At 64.6% G+C, this 14,178-nt stretch carries 8 protein-coding genes and 1 pseudogene; 3 read left to right on the top strand and 6 right to left on the bottom strand.

What is annotated here, in order from left to right; translation table 11 throughout:
• Positions 1-3: 3 nt before the first annotated feature.
• A complete protein-coding gene (locus tag ACUXVA_RS22675; protein WP_445488231.1) occupies positions 4-2,079 on the bottom strand; it encodes a carbamoyltransferase C-terminal domain-containing protein in 2,076 nt (691 codons plus the stop codon).
• A gap of 144 nt (positions 2,080-2,223) precedes the next feature.
• Positions 2,224-2,598: pseudogene (locus ACUXVA_RS22670) on the bottom strand (M23 family metallopeptidase); the annotation flags it as partial.
• 335 nt (positions 2,599-2,933) lie between these two features.
• Between ACUXVA_RS22670 and ACUXVA_RS22665 the strand changes: the two are divergent.
• Positions 2,934-3,191, top strand: a complete 258-nt coding sequence (locus ACUXVA_RS22665) for a hypothetical protein (protein WP_445488229.1) — start codon at positions 2,934-2,936, stop codon at positions 3,189-3,191.
• A gap of 491 nt (positions 3,192-3,682) precedes the next feature.
• Here the strand turns inward: ACUXVA_RS22665 and ACUXVA_RS22660 are convergent, their stop codons facing one another.
• Entirely contained in the window at positions 3,683-4,477 is a 795-nt protein-coding gene (locus ACUXVA_RS22660; RefSeq protein WP_265083692.1) for a peroxiredoxin, read from the bottom strand.
• A gap of 217 nt (positions 4,478-4,694) precedes the next feature.
• Between ACUXVA_RS22660 and ACUXVA_RS22655 the strand changes: the two genes are divergently transcribed.
• Positions 4,695-8,408, top strand: coding sequence for a YhdP family protein (locus tag ACUXVA_RS22655; RefSeq protein ID WP_445493337.1), 3,714 nt, complete (start codon positions 4,695-4,697; stop codon positions 8,406-8,408).
• Between the two features lie 74 nt (positions 8,409-8,482).
• Here ACUXVA_RS22655 and ACUXVA_RS22650 read toward each other — a convergent pair whose 3' ends face one another.
• The 3 genes from ACUXVA_RS22650 to tyrS all read right to left on the bottom strand — a co-directional run bounded on the left by ACUXVA_RS22650 (position 8,483) and on the right by tyrS (position 12,856).
• The gene (locus ACUXVA_RS22650) at positions 8,483-10,177 is read right to left on the bottom strand and encodes a methyl-accepting chemotaxis protein (RefSeq protein WP_265078278.1); all 1,695 of its coding nucleotides are present in this window, start codon (positions 10,175-10,177) and stop codon (positions 8,483-8,485) included.
• Between the two features lie 125 nt (positions 10,178-10,302).
• Positions 10,303-11,517 carry an MFS transporter gene (locus ACUXVA_RS22645; protein ID WP_445488226.1) on the bottom strand — a complete coding sequence of 405 codons (1,215 nt, stop codon included), beginning with the start codon at positions 11,515-11,517 and terminating at the stop codon, positions 10,303-10,305.
• 85 nt (positions 11,518-11,602) lie between these two features.
• Positions 11,603-12,856: a tyrosine--tRNA ligase gene (gene tyrS, locus ACUXVA_RS22640; RefSeq protein ID WP_265078280.1), complete on the bottom strand. Its 1,254-nt coding sequence runs from the start codon at positions 12,854-12,856 to the stop codon at positions 11,603-11,605.
• Between the two features lie 156 nt (positions 12,857-13,012).
• Between tyrS and ACUXVA_RS22635 the strand changes: the two genes are divergently transcribed.
• Positions 13,013-14,116 carry an anhydro-N-acetylmuramic acid kinase gene (locus ACUXVA_RS22635; protein WP_445493336.1) on the top strand — a complete coding sequence of 368 codons (1,104 nt, stop codon included), beginning with the start codon at positions 13,013-13,015 and terminating at the stop codon, positions 14,114-14,116.
• The last annotated feature ends 62 nt before the right edge of the window (positions 14,117-14,178 follow it).

The raw sequence follows: 14,178 nt of genomic DNA, 5'->3' as shown, positions 1-14,178 counted from the left end.
GCGCTAGGGGCGCGCGCGCTTCCACTCTTCGAGCCAGGACGTAAACCGTCCACTGTCGCGTTCGCCGCCATGCCAGGCGGCGAACGCCGTTCCGTCGTCGGCGACTAATATCACCACGTCCAGTCCCTTAGAGCGGCGTAATGTGTCCACCGCTTGTGCCGGCGTCTGCGCGATCGGACCGGCGACATTGAACGAGGTGTTGACCGAGAGCTCCACGCCGATGTGGCGGCCCAGCGCTTTCAGATAAGCGTGGGTGAGGGGATCGTCTTCTTCGCAAACGATCTGGATGCGGCCGGTTCCGTCGGCATGGATTACTGCGGGGATCGTTTTCCGAGCGTGGGCCTTCGCATGGGCCGTCAGCACCATGTAGTTATATGCGTTGTAGTTGGCGTCAGACGCGCCGTCCTGCAGTTCGAAATATTCCAGCGCTGCTTCCAGCGTCGCCATCGGCGCCAGCGGGCGGATCGCCTCGCGGTATTTGACGCGTTCGTTCAGGCGTTCGCGGGTCAGCGGATCGCAGGGATTGGCGAGGATCGAGCGATGGCCGAGCGCGCGCGGACCGGTTTCCGCCGCGCCCTGATACAATGCAATGATGCCGCTCTGCGCCACCATGAAAGCCATCAGGTCGGCGACATCGCGAAGTCCGTCCGGCGTGGAGATGTCGCCCACCGGCATTGAAGCGATGTCGTCGGCTTCCAGGGCGGCCGTGACGTCGTTGTGTGCCGGTGCCGCGCCGCAATAGAAGGCGTGGCTCATGGGGGCGCCGCGCGGCGCGCCAAGCAGATGGGCGAACATCCAGGCCGCGCCGACCGTGACGCCGGGATCGCCCGGTGTCGGCGGCACCCACAGATGCAACGTGGCGTCGCGTTTCTGCGCTTTTGCGAACCAGGCTGCGTTGAAATGTTCGAGCAGGCGCATGTTGCCAAGTGCGTTCAAGGCGCCGCCGCCGGTCAGCACCAGACGACGCGCGCCGGTCGCGCGCAGCAGGTGATCGACGACATGGATCATGGCGTCCTCGAACACCAGTTGCGTTGCCGCTGCCTTGTCGAGCCGGTCCTGGGTATCCGGGCGGTGCTGGATGTCCTCGACTCGCAGCACGGCGTCGGGATTCCACAACTGATCCGGTCGCAGCGGCTCGCCGAGGATGTCGATCAGCGGCTGCTTGTAGGGATGGTCGAACGGGTCGCAGTACCAGTTGCCCATGGCGCGGTTGAGCCGGATCGCGCCGTCGGCGCCGAAGTCGAGCACCGCCTTCAGGCGGGCATAGTACGGATTGGTCGCGCGATCCATGTCGCCCCAGGCGGCGGCGCCCATGTAGCGGCCTTCGCTGGACAGCCAGGTCCAGCCGCCCTGGGTGGAAGAGATCACGCTGTAGAAGGCGCCGAGTGAATCGAACACGCTGTCATTGCAGAACAGCTTTTGCATCGTGCCGCGCTGCGCGACGTAGGTCGAGACGGAGCCGAGGTCTCCGGTGCCGTCGAGGACGGCAATCGCCACCGGCTCGTCGTCGGGGAAGGGCGATGCCGCAAATGAAAACCACGCATGATTGTCGTGATGGGGCATCATCAGCAGCGGCACGCGCGATGCGAGGCCGAATTGCTTGCGCAGCAGCTTGGGCGACCGTGTCATCTGCTCAAGGCGTCGCGCATCGAAGCTGACGGAATTTCTGGTGCGCAGCAGTTTGAGGCTTTCCGGAAATTCCTCGACAACGCTGCGCACCAGGGTGCCGAGCAGGTCGGGATAATCCCAGCTCGTCAACCACGCATCGATGTCCGCGATGTCGCGGCCCATCTCCTGCAGGGTGCCACGCAACGCGTCCAGTGCGGCGCGCGGATATTGGGTCGTGTGCTTGTCGCCGGAGAACCGCTCTTCCTCGTTGTTGACGATTAGACGCGGGCCGTGGGCCTGCGTCACTTCGACGAGGGCCACGCCTGAATTATGCGTGCCTGGGAGCCCGAGACCGGCTAGATAGACCGTTTCGCCGCGCGCCAGCTTGGCGCGGATTGCCGAGATGCGGCGCGCGGTAAAACTGGAATCGTTGGCGTGAAACCCGGCCAGCGTCATCAGCCATGTGGTCACGCGCCTGGACGCGCGGAAGCAAAACCGACCGAGGCGGGGAAAACGGGGACCGATGCGTCGTGGAAGTTTCAAGGCGGCCTCTCGGAATGCTGGGGCCGCTTCAATCACAATCGGGGCGGGGCAACAATGGCCATGCGCCGGCGGCTAGCCGGTGCCGAGCCGCACGCCGGCGCGCAGGAATTTCTGCGGATCGACTGCCTCGCCGTCGATGCGGGTCTCGTAATGCAGATGCGAGCCGGTGGAACGGCCGGTCGATCCGACGAGGCCTATCACCTGGCCAATCTTGATGGTGTCGCCAACCTTGACATGGATTTCAGACATGTGGCCGTAGCGGGTCGCGAGGCCGTTGCCGTGGTCGATCTCGACCATCTTGCCGTAACCGCCGGCATAGGCGGCGGAGGTTACGCGGCCGTTGGCCGTAGCCCGGATCGGGTCGCCCGTGGCGGCGCGAAAATCGAGGCCGGTATGCATCGCCGGGCGGCCGAGGAAAGGATCGCTGCGGATGCCGAATCCGGAGGTGAATTCGACTTCGCCGACCACCGGCTTGCGATAGGGCACCAGGGCCAGCGTGCGGTTCAGCTTCTCGACCTGGGCGCGGGTCGTGGCGACCCGGTAGATCTGGCGCTCGAACGGACCGGCATCGGCTGCCAGCTTCACCGGCACATACGGGCCGCCCATGGCGACTCGGGGCACGGCGGCTTCCAGTTGCGCCATGTTGAGGCCGAGATCCGAGATGGCGCCGCGCATGCGGCGGACCTTGGAATCCATGGTCTCTTCGACGGCGCTGAGCGCAGCCAGGCTGACGCGCCTCCACCTGATCGAGCGAGGCCTGCATCCGTACGATGACATTGTCGATGCCCTGGATCTTGGCGAACTTGTTGGGCTGCGGGCTGGCGATCGCCGGGGTGCGGGATTCCAGCCGGGCCTCGCGATCCGGAGGCGCCACGAAGGTCACGGTGTCACTGATCGGGGAGGGTTTTGGCACGCCGGATGGACTGCTCTCGCTGATGCCGCGCGCCTGCGGCTTGATCGAGCCGGTGACCAGTACATCGGGAATAGCGCCCAGCGCCGTAGCGCGGGATTCCAGCGTGGTCTGGCGCTTCATCACCTGATCGAGCTTCTGGTCGAACTGCTCCTGGTCCAGCAACTGTCGGCTGGTGGTGCGATCGACCTTCGCGCGCAGTTCAGCGATGCGGTCTTCGTAGGCGTATTGCATCTCGGCCTGACGGGCGATCAGCCGGGTCAGGACGTCGTCGCGAAATGCAAAATAGGTCGCCGTCGCTGCCGACCAGGCACCCAGCACGATCACCGTGCCGACGACAATCCAGAACAGCACCGGTCCGATCCGGACCTGCTTGCCCGCATGGGCGATGGTATATCCGTCCTGCGGAGCCGGCATGGTGGCCGCCTTGGCAGGCGCCGGCCGACGGGCGGGCTGTCGTCCGTGGTCATGGGCGCGGTGCTGCGGATACTCGGCATATTGACTGGAACGGTTCGACATCAGCACTCCCGCGCCAGCCGGACAGACAGTCCGGTGGCTCAATTACGGGGGCGATTTGAACCGCTCATGGTTAATTTTTGGAGAATGAGAACGTTCAAAAGCTCAGATCTGGCGGGCCGCCTCGAGCACCTCCTCGGCATGGCCGTCGACCTTCACATTGCGCCAGATCCGCGCCACCTTGCCGTCCTTGCCGATCAGCACCGTGGTGCGAAATACGCCCTGGAAGCTCTTGCCGTACATGGATTTTTCGCCCCATGCGCCATAGGATTCGAGCATCGCGTGGGTTTCGTCGGACAACAGCGGAACTGTCAGGTCGTGCTTGTCGCGGAAGGATTCCTGAGCCTTCAACGGGTCGGCCGATACGCCAAGGATGGCGGTCTGGACGGCACTGAACTCAGGGGTCAGCCGGGTGAAGTCGATGGCCTCCCGCGTACATCCCGGCGTACTCGCGCGCGGGTAAAAGAAGATCACCAGCTTCCTGCCGGTATAGTCGCTCAGCGCCACGCTCGCCCCACCGTCGCGCGGCAGGGTGAAGGCCGGAGCAAGCGCGCCTTCGATGGCGACAGCCGGAGCTGTGGCGGCCGGCGCCCGACCGGGAGCTTGGGCGGGCTTGGGCGCGGGTGCGCGTTTGGGCGCAACCTTGGCTGCCGTAGCCTTGGTTGCCGCAGTCTTGGAACGCGCAGGGGTTGGAGCGGATTTCGCCGCCGGCGCCTTTGATTTTTTCGCGGCACCTTTCGGCGCGGCCTTTGCTGCAGGCTTGGCTGCTTTCTTCATGGTCTTTTTTGCCGCAGCCTTGCTGGCAGCGGGCGCAGCCTTCCGGGTGACGGCTTTCGCTCCGGCGCGGGGCGCCTTGCCAGTCGGGGCTTTGGAGGAATTCTTGCGCGATTTCGTGGACATACGCCTTCCTTTCGTCGCTTTCAGCGGGTCATTGTTGAATGATATTGAGAGACGCGCCAAGCGTTCGGAGCAAGCCGACGCTGCGGTGCAAATCTGTTGCTCCCGGAGTATGGTTACAAAGGATTCGACGCAACACCCGTTCCGTGTGCTGAACATGCGGCAGCGATCCGACGACAAGTGATAACTCAAACCGATTGGCAGCGATGCCGGTGCGTGTCTGTCGGTGTTCGATCAGCGCGAATCCGGAGGCAACCGATCTCACCGTCAGCGCCAGCACCGAGAGGCAATGGCCAGGAATAAGCCGCCCCAAGCGTTCAGTCCGCGCGCCGATGATCCGCACTCGCAATGGGATGATGCCTCCTGGGATCATGACCATGACGAGGCCGCCGGACATCGTGCGCGTCGGCTGCTGTCCGGACCGAACACACGTATTCACGGTGTAAGCGATGGCTTGTCTGCATCTCATCGCTGGTTCTCCGGAACGCGGTGGATGAAGCGGCTCGCGGGCGTCGTTGGCATCCTGATCTTGCTGATCGCGATCTGTTTCGGCGCCCTGTGGTGGCGGCTCGGAGCTGGCCCCATCAATTTCGACATGGCGACGCCCTGGCTCGCCGACGCCATCCAGGACAATATCGGTCAGGGCAACACCGTCGAGGTCGGCGGCACCCAGATCGAGCGCGCAGGACGCGTCCGAGTCGCCGTGCGGATCCGCGACATTGTCGTCAGGGATCGCGACCACGCCATTGTCGCCAGCGCGCCGAAGGCGGAAGTTCGTCTTTCCCTGAGCGCCATGCTGGTCGGGCAGTTGCGTGCCGAGAGCCTCAGTCTGGTCGATGCGGTTCTGGCGGTCCGAATCACACCGGATGGGCAGGTCACGGTATCCACCGGCGACAACGCGCGTCCGATCGCGACCGGCGTGGCTTCGGCGCGCCGGCTCGATACGCCCACCGCTGCTCCGGGGCAAGCGCCGGAGGAGGTCGCACCGACGGCAGGCGCGCCCGATATCAAATCCGCACCCGGCACCGCGCCCGCTGACCGCAAGGAATCGGTGAGCGGTTTGCTCGCGGGCCTCGACTGGCTCGACAGCCTCAGCCTGACCGGCCTCGACGGTCAGAACCTCAATGAAATCGGTTTGAAGAACGGCAACCTGGTGGTCGACGACCAGCAGCGCGGCAATAAATGGAACTTCGATAACATCTCGCTCAGCCTGCGACGGCCGCACGATGGCGGTGTCGCCATGAGCGTGGGAGAGGCCGGCGCTCATCCGTGGAAGCTCGGCGTCGTGGTCGGCTCGCCATCGAACGGCGTGCGGTCGGTCGCCATTCACGCTGACAACGTGCCGGCCAGGAACATCCTGCTGGCGTTGCGGCTGAAGGACCTGACCTACAGTGCTGACCTTCCATTGACCGGAGACCTCAAGGGCGAACTCGCTCGCGACGGCATGCCGACCTATTTCCGGGGCAAGATCACCGCGGGCGCCGGTACAATCATTGACAACGATACTCCCGACTATCCGATGCAGATCGATCAGGGGGAGTTCAACGTCGAATGGGATTCCAACCGTCGCGTTCTGCTGGCGCCGTTCAAGATCATTTCCGGCGCCAATCGCGTCACGCTGCTCGCGCATGTGGAGCCGCCGAACGACAGCATTCCCAACTGGCAGCTCGGCTTCAGCGGCGGCACCATCGTGCTCGCGGGCGCCGAGGGCGAACAGCCCCTGATTTTCAACCGCATCTCCATCGGCCTGCGTTTCGACACTGATAACAAGCGGGTGTTGCTGACCCAGGCGGACATCAGCAATGGCGAGATCGGCGTCGCCGGCACCGGCAGTATCGACTATGCCGGCGAGCCGCGGCTGACGCTCGGCTTTGCCGGCACACCCATGTCGGCGTCGGCGCTTAAGCGCATGTGGCCGATCCTGATCGTGCCTGAGGTGCGCGAATGGGTGATCGAACGTGTCGAGCGGGGGGCGCTTCAGCGCATCGAGGTCGGAGTGAATTCGCCGGTGCGCAATCTGTCGCGTAGGGGGCCGCCGATTCCGGACGACGGTCTTTCGGTGACCATCACGGCCAATGGCGTGACGCTGCGCCCGGTCGACGACCTCCCGTTGATTCGCGACGCCGACCTGAGGGCGCGCGTCACCGGCCGCACCGCGACCGTGACGATCGGGCAGGCGGGGATCGACACACCCGCCGGCCGCAAGCTCAATCTGAGCGATATCGTTTTCGAAGTGCCTGACATGGCCCCCAAGCCTTCGCCCGCCAAGGTGCGGTTCAAGATCGACGGGCCTGTCCCCGCGGTGGCCGAAATCCTCGCCTCCGACCGGCTCAATGAATTCACGGGCAACCTGCTCGATCCCAACACCACCAAGGGGAACGTGTCCGCGCAGGTGACGCTGGGCATGCCGATCAAGCGCGAGCTGACCAAGACCGACACCACCTACGGCATCAATGCCGACCTCACGGCGTTTTCCGGCGAAAAAATGGTGATGAACCAAAAGCTCGAGGCCGCGACGCTGAAGGTCATGGCCAACAATCAGGGCTATCAGGTCAAGGGTGACGTCAAGATCAATGGCCAGGCCGCGTCGCTCGACTATCGCAAATCGAACGATGGCGATGCCGACGTCCGCCTGCTGGCGACGCTGGACGATGCCGGCCGTGCTCGGCTCGGCTACGATCTCGGCCCCGCCGTCAGCGGCGCGATTCCGATCAAGTTGATTGGCAAGATCGGCAGCGGCGACCGCGAGAGCAAGTTCGGCATCGAAGCCGACCTCACCGGCCTCAAGCTCGACAACATGCTGCCGGGCTGGGCCAAGCAGCCCGGCAAGGCCGGCCGCGCCGTGTTCAACGTCGTGCAGAAACAGCAGTCGACCCGGCTCGAGGATATCGTGATCGACGGCAGTGGCGCGCAGATCAAGGGCGCGGTCGAAATCGACCAGAACGGCGATCTGGTCAGCGCGAACTTTCCAACCTACGCGCCGTCGGAAGGCGACAAGACTTCGCTGAAGGCCGAGCGCGGCCCCGACGGCGTGCTGCGGGTGACCATGCGCGGCGACGTGTTCGACGGCCGCGGCTTTCTGAAGTCGGCAATTTCCGGCAAGGAGACTGATCCCAAGAGCAAGACCAAAAGCATCGATTTCGACATCGATGTGAAGCTCGGCGCCGTTGCCGGCTTCTTCGGCGAGGCGGTGCGCAGCCTCGATACCAAGGTCTCGCGCCGCAATGGAACGATCCGGAGTTTCACACTGTCGGGCAAGCTGGGACGCGATACGCCGCTCAACGGCGACATGCGCGGCAGGGGCCAGGGGCAGGGCCGCGACGTCATCTATATCGAGACCAACGACGCCGGCGCATTCTTCCGCTTTAACGACATCTACGCCAAGATGACCGGCGGACAGCTGGCGCTGGCGATGGATCCGCCCGCTGCGGATTCCCGGCCCAAGGAGGGCCTGATCAACGTCCGTGACTTCAGCATCAAGGGCGAGGCGTCGCTTGATCGCGTCGCGGCCGGCGGGCCCGGGGCCTCGCAGGGTGGCATCAGCTTCTCGCGTCTGCGCGCCGAGTTCACCCGCCAGAACGGACAGCTCACGATCCGGGAAGGCGTCGTCAAGGGCCCGTCGATCGGCGCCACCATCGAAGGCAGCATCGACTATCCCGCCAACCAGGTTCGCATGAGCGGGACCTTTGTGCCGATGTACGGGCTGAACAACATGTTCGGCCAGATCCCGATCGTCGGCCTGTTCCTCGGCGGCGGCAGCAATGAAGGGCTGATCGGCGTGACCTATGAAGTGGTCGGGACGCCCGGCCAGCCGGTGCTGCGCGTCAATCCGATCTCTGCCATGGCGCCCGGCGTGCTGCGCAAGATATTTGAGTTCGGCACCGGCAAGCAGAACAATCCGGTAGAATTCCCGAATTCACCCGGCAACAACTGACCATTGAACGTAACGATAGCCGGCGCGGTTCTTGAGGGCCGCGCCGGCTATCGGATCTGCTGCTGCGGGTTGCGTCAGGCGGCGCGCACGCCGGCCAGGAACGTGTTCACCTCACCGGACAGTTGCTCGGCCTGGCGCGACAGGCCGGTCGCGGCACTCAACACCATGCCGGCGGCACTCCCGGTCTCGTGGGCGGCGGTGCTGACGCCGCCGATGTTGGTGGTGACCTCCTGGGTGGCCTGCGCGGTCTGTGTCACGTTGCGGGCGATCTCTGCCGTCGCGGAGCCTTGTTCCTCGATCGCCGAGCCGATCGACGTGGCGATGGCGCTGACCTCCTCGATGGTCGCGGTAATGCCCTGGATGGCATCGACGGCTTCCTTGGTGGCGCTCTGGATCTGGGCGATGCGGGTGCTGATTTCCTTCGTCGCTTCCGCAGTCTGGCTGGCGAGGCTTTTCACCTCGGATGCAACGACGGCAAAGCCGCGACCAGCCTCGCCGGCGCGCGCCGCCTCGATGGTGGCATTCAGCGCCAGCAGGTTGGTCTGGCCGGCGATGCTGGAGATCAGTTCGACCACGTGTTCGATCTGTTGCGCGCCGTCGGCAAGAGCGCGCACGATGGTGTCGGTGCGACGCGCACTGTCGACGGCGTGGCTGGTGATCTTGGCGGACTGCGCGACCTGACGGCTGATCTCGGTGATCGACGACGATAGTTCCTCCGCTGCGGACGCGACGGTCTGGACGCGGCTGCTGGCCTCGTTCGCTGCGGTGCTGACGACATTGGCCTGCTGATTGGTGCGGTCGGCGGTGCTGGTCATGGATTGTGCGGTGGCTTCCAGTTCGGTGGAGCCGGAAGCCATCAGCCCGACCAACTGACCGACCGAGGCGTCGAAGCGGTTGGCCAGCGCAATTAGCGCGTCGCGCTTCTCGGTCTCGCTCAGTTGCTTCAGCTTGCTCTGCTCGGCCTCCAGCGTGCGCGCGGTCATCGCCGTCTGGCGCAGCATCTCCAGCGTCTCGGCCATCCGCCCGATCTCGTCGCCGCGATCGGTCTCCTCTACGGCAGTTTCGAGCGAGCCGGTGGCGATGCTCTGCATGCGTCGCTGCAGCCGCATCAGCGCGCCCAGAACATCGCGGGCGATCAGCCATGACATCAGCGCCATCAAGGCCATGACGCCCGCACCGATTGCGCCAAGCTTGATCAGCAGGGCGTTAACATCGGCATCGAGGTCGTCGACATAGAGGCCGACACTGACCGTGACATCCCACGGCGCGTAGTAGCGCGCGAATACCATCTTCCGGGTCGGCTCCGTCTGGCCCGGACGGGGATAGAGATAGTAGGCGGTGCCGCCCTCCGCGCTCTGCCGCCCCGCATCCATGATCGCCTTGGCGATAAGGACGCCGTTTGAGTCCGTGGCGCCCGTGATCTTGTCCTGCAACTTTTGGTTGGCGGAGTTCACCAGGATCGTTTGATCCGCGCGATAGACGACGGGATAGCCCTGCTTGTTGCCAAAGAACATGCCCTTGCCGCGGGCGCGGTACTGCATCTGCGCATCGGCCAACGTCATTTTGCCGGCGGTCACCTCGTCCTGAAGCGTCTCGGCCATGCCGACCAGCATGTCGACGGCCGTATGAAGCTGCGCCATGCGATCTTCGATCATGCGCTTCTGGCTGAGCGAAGCGGCCACAGCGATGACGGCGCATACCGCGACCGCGGAAACGGCGACCATGCCAGCAAGCTTTGTGCGGATCTTGAAACGGCTGAGCAGATTCATAGAGACCTCGGATCGAGAGAGTTGCTAACCGATAGTACCGGCAATCTCCTTACTAATGGTGAAGGTGGAGCTTCGCGACCAGAGGATGAGCGAGGCAGGGCAAGGCGCGCGGGAGCCATGCAGCCTCAGCGCCGCAGCGCCGGCACGACGAGGAAGGGAATCATGCCCAGCACAACGCTGACCAGCGCGAAGGCGATGAGCAGATCGTAGCTCTGAGTCCAGTCGTGAATGAGGCCCCCGCTCCAGGAGCCGAAAGCCGAGCCGAGGCCGCTGCCGATGGTGATGGCACCGTAGATCGTGCCGACCCGCTCGCCGCGAAAGATCTTCATGGCGGTCGCGGTAAGCAGCGGGCCGCGCGAGCCGATCATGCTGCCGAAGCAGACGACGAAGCCGGTCAGCAGCCAGTAATTCGGGTACCGCTGCAACAGCCACAGCATGACGATGCCGACGATCGACAGGGCATAGCTGCACAGCACCGAGGGCCGTCGGCCGATGATGCCGTCGAGCCAGCCGATGCCGAGCATGCCGAACAGCAGCACCACGCCGCTGAAGCCCCAGGCCGTCGCCGATATCAGCGGCGGAAAGCCCGCATCGATCAGATAGGCGACGACCTGCGGCGAGATGGCGTACATCCCGATGGCGGTAAAGAAGAAAGTGGCAAACAGCGCCCAGAAGGCGTGATGGCGCAACGCACGCGGCAGCGTCCAGCCTTCGTCCGGCAGGTCGTGGCTCTCCGGCCTTTCCAGGTGTGCGGAGCCGCCCGCGTAAGTTCGCCACGGCAGAAGCAGCAGCGGCACCAGCAACGCGAGCACCAGCCAGCCGAAGCTCTGATAGGCGCCGCGCCAGCCGAACCGGTCGATCAGGATCTGGGCGAACGGTAGCATGATCAGAACCCCGGCGCCGGTTGCCGAGTACACGACTGCCATCGCGGTCGGCAGCCGTTTGCCGAACCAGCGGCCGAGCAGGATCGAGTTCGGCACGTTGCTGATGCAGGCCACGCCGAACCCGAGCGCCACGCCGATGCTGAGCTGGAATTGCCAGAGCTGTTGCGCAAAGGCGGCCGACAGAAAGGCGCCGGCGATCAGCACCAGGCCGGTGGCGAACACTGCGCGCGGGCCGGAGCGATCGAACAGCCGTCCCACCAGGGGCGAGGCAAGGCCGGCGCAAAGCGCGGTCAGCGAATAGATCGAGACCACGTCGCCGCGGTCCCAGCTGAAAGCCTGCGAGATCGGCAGCAGGAAGACCGTGAAGCTCTCCTGCAGCCCGCGGCCGAGCACCGACAGCGTGAAGCAGACGCCGAGGACGGCAAGCGCAGTGCGCTGGGAGGCTTTCGGGTCCATCGGGCGACTCTTCACGGCGTTTGCGAATGGCCCCACAGGTGGAGCGCGTTTCGACAGCCGTGAACAGTGCGCCAGGCGAATGGGCCTATGCAGGCTTGAGCAGGATGTGTTTTTTCTTGCCGAGCGAAAGCTTGATCACGCCTTCCGGCGTCAGCAGCGCCGGTGTCAGCAGCATCTTCTCGTCGGTGACCGGCACGTCGTTGACGCGCAGCCCGCCGCCCTTGATCTGGCGCCGCGCCTCGCCGTTGGAAGCGACGAACCCCGCAGTGACGAAAACGGCGAGGACGCCGATGCCGGCGGCAAGTTCGTCCTGCGGAATATCAATGGTCGGCAGGCTCGCGGAAATCGAACCTTCCTCGAAGGTTTTCCGCGCCGTCTCGTTGGCCGCGTCGGCCGCCTCGCGGCCGTGCACGATGGCCGTGGCCTCGGTCGCCAGGATCTTCTTGGCTTCGTTGATCTCGGCGCCGCCGAGCTTTTCCAGCCGGGCAATCTCGTCGAGCGGCAGGCGGGTGAAGATCTTCAGGAACCGGCCCACGTCGTCGTCTTCGGTGTTGCGGAAGTACTGCCAGAAATCATAGGGGCTGAAGAGGTCGCCATTGAGCCATACCGCACCGGTGGCCGACTTGCCCATCTTCTCGCCGGAGGATTTGGTGAGCAGCGGCGTAGTCAGCGCGTAGAGCTGCGGGCCGCCCATGCGATGGCTGAGATCGACGCCGTTGATGATGTTGCCCCACTGGTCGGAGCCGCCCATCTGCAGCGTGCAGCCGTAGCGCCGGTTGAGCTCGGTGAAGTCGTAGCCCTGCATGATCATGTAGTTGAATTCGAGGAAGGACAGCGACTGGTCGCGGTCGAGCCGCAGCTTGACGCTGTCGAAGGCGAGCATGCGGTTGACCGAGAAGTGCCGACCGACGTCGCGCAGGAATTCGACGTAGTTCAGCTTCAGCAGCCAGTCGGCATTGTTGACCATCAATGCGTCGGTCGGGCCGTCGCCGTAGCGCAGCATCTTGCCGAATATTTTTTTGATGCCTTCGATGTTCTCCGCGATCTTTTCGACCGTGAGCAGCGACCGCTGGTCGTCGCGGAACGAGGGGTCGCCAACCATTGAGGTGCCACCGCCCATCAGGGTGATCGGTCGGTTTCCGGTCTCCTGGAACCAATGCAGCATGGTCACCGAAATCAGATTGCCGATGTGCAGCGAGGTCGCCGTGGCGTCATAGCCGACATAGGCCGTGACCGGACCCTTGGCGCAGGCGGCGTCGAGCGCCTGCGGATCGGAGATCTGGTGGATGAAGCCGCGGCTCTGCAGCACGTTCAGGAAGTCTGATTTAAATGCGGTCATCGGCTGAAGACTCTGATCATGATATTTTTACGCTGACTCGACAGATTGGCGGTGCGCCGGGATCGGCGTCCGCCCGACCGGGAGGCGCCGTGTGGCATTATAAGATCGGGCCATACGATACAAGTTTGACCGCAGAGGACCTTGGCCGTGCCGACCATGCTGACCACCATCGGGCTGATGAGCGGGACCTCGCTGGACGGGGTCGATATTGCCTTGATCGAGACCGATGGTCATCGCGTTGGCGCGTTCGGCCCCTCCGGCTACCGGGCATATTCCGATGCCGAACGGGCCGTGCTGCGCCAGGCGCTGGCGGAAGCGGTGCAACTGTCGGACCGCCACGCGCGGCCGGGCATTCTGGCCGAGGCCGAACAGGTGGTGACGGCGGCGCATGCCGAGGCCATGGCCGGGTTTCTGGCGGACAACGGCATCGCCCGTGAAAATGTCGATATCGTCGGATTTCACGGCCAGACCGTGCTGCACCGCCCGGCCGAGCGGCTGACGGTGCAGATCGGCGACGGCGCGGCCTTGGCGCGGGCGATCCATATTCCCGTGATGCATGATTTTCGCGCCGCCGATGTCGCCGCCGGCGGGCAGGGCGCCCCGTTCGTGCCGGTGTATCACCGGGCGCTGGCGCAGGCCCTGGGACGCGAAGGACCCATCGTGGTGGTCAATATCGGTGGCGTCTCCAACATCACTTATATCGACGGCGACGACCTGCTGATCGCCTGTGATACCGGTCCGGGAAATGCGCTGATCGACGACTTCATGCTGCGCACCAGCGGTCAGCCGTTTGATGGCGAAGGCAAGCTGGCCGCGCAAGGCCAGGTCGACGACGCATGGGTGGCACGCGGGCTACAACTGCCGTTCTTTTCCGCGCCGCCGCCAAAATCGCTCGATCGCAACGATTTTGCCGCGCTTGCGCTGAGCAACATGATACCGGCTGACGGGGCTGCCACGCTGACGGCCTTCACCGCCGCAGCCATCGCCAGCATTGTGCCGCTGCTGCCTCGGCCGCCGGCAAGCTGGATCGTCACCGGCGGCGGGGCGCGGAACCTGACGATGCTCCGCATGTTGCGCGAGAAACTGGCGCCAGCAACCGTCGAGGCCGCCGGGGCGCTGGGGTGGTCCGCCGATGCCATGGAGGCGCAGGCGTTCGGCTTCCTCGCGGCGCGCGGCCTGAAAGGCCTGCCGCTCAGCTATCCCGCCACCACCGGGGTGCCGATCCCGATGAGGGGCGGGGTGTTGGTGTCGGCTGCCTGACCCGGATCCCCGACCACAGATAATTCATGCAAGTGCATTTATCTTGACGGATTAATGCAACT

The sequence above is a fragment of the Rhodopseudomonas sp. RCAM05734 genome, from assembly GCF_052658035.1.
The sequence above is the reverse complement of the archived record's forward strand: the minus strand, read 5'-3'. Positions and strand labels throughout refer to the sequence as shown.

Excerpts from the sequence above, each read along its gene's own strand:
- ACUXVA_RS22665 (WP_445488229.1), top strand. The coding sequence starts at position 2,934 with ATGCCCTGGATCTTGGCGAACTTGTTGGGCTGCGGGCTGGCGATCGCC.
- ACUXVA_RS22660 (WP_265083692.1), bottom strand. The coding sequence starts at position 4,477 with ATGTCCACGAAATCGCGCAAGAATTCCTCCAAAGCCCCGACTGGCAAG.
- ACUXVA_RS22650 (WP_265078278.1), bottom strand. The coding sequence starts at position 10,177 with ATGAATCTGCTCAGCCGTTTCAAGATCCGCACAAAGCTTGCTGGCATG.
- ACUXVA_RS22645 (WP_445488226.1), bottom strand. The coding sequence starts at position 11,517 with ATGGACCCGAAAGCCTCCCAGCGCACTGCGCTTGCCGTCCTCGGCGTC.
- tyrS (WP_265078280.1), bottom strand. The coding sequence starts at position 12,856 with ATGACCGCATTTAAATCAGACTTCCTGAACGTGCTGCAGAGCCGCGGC.
- ACUXVA_RS22635 (WP_445493336.1), top strand. The coding sequence starts at position 13,013 with ATGCTGACCACCATCGGGCTGATGAGCGGGACCTCGCTGGACGGGGTC.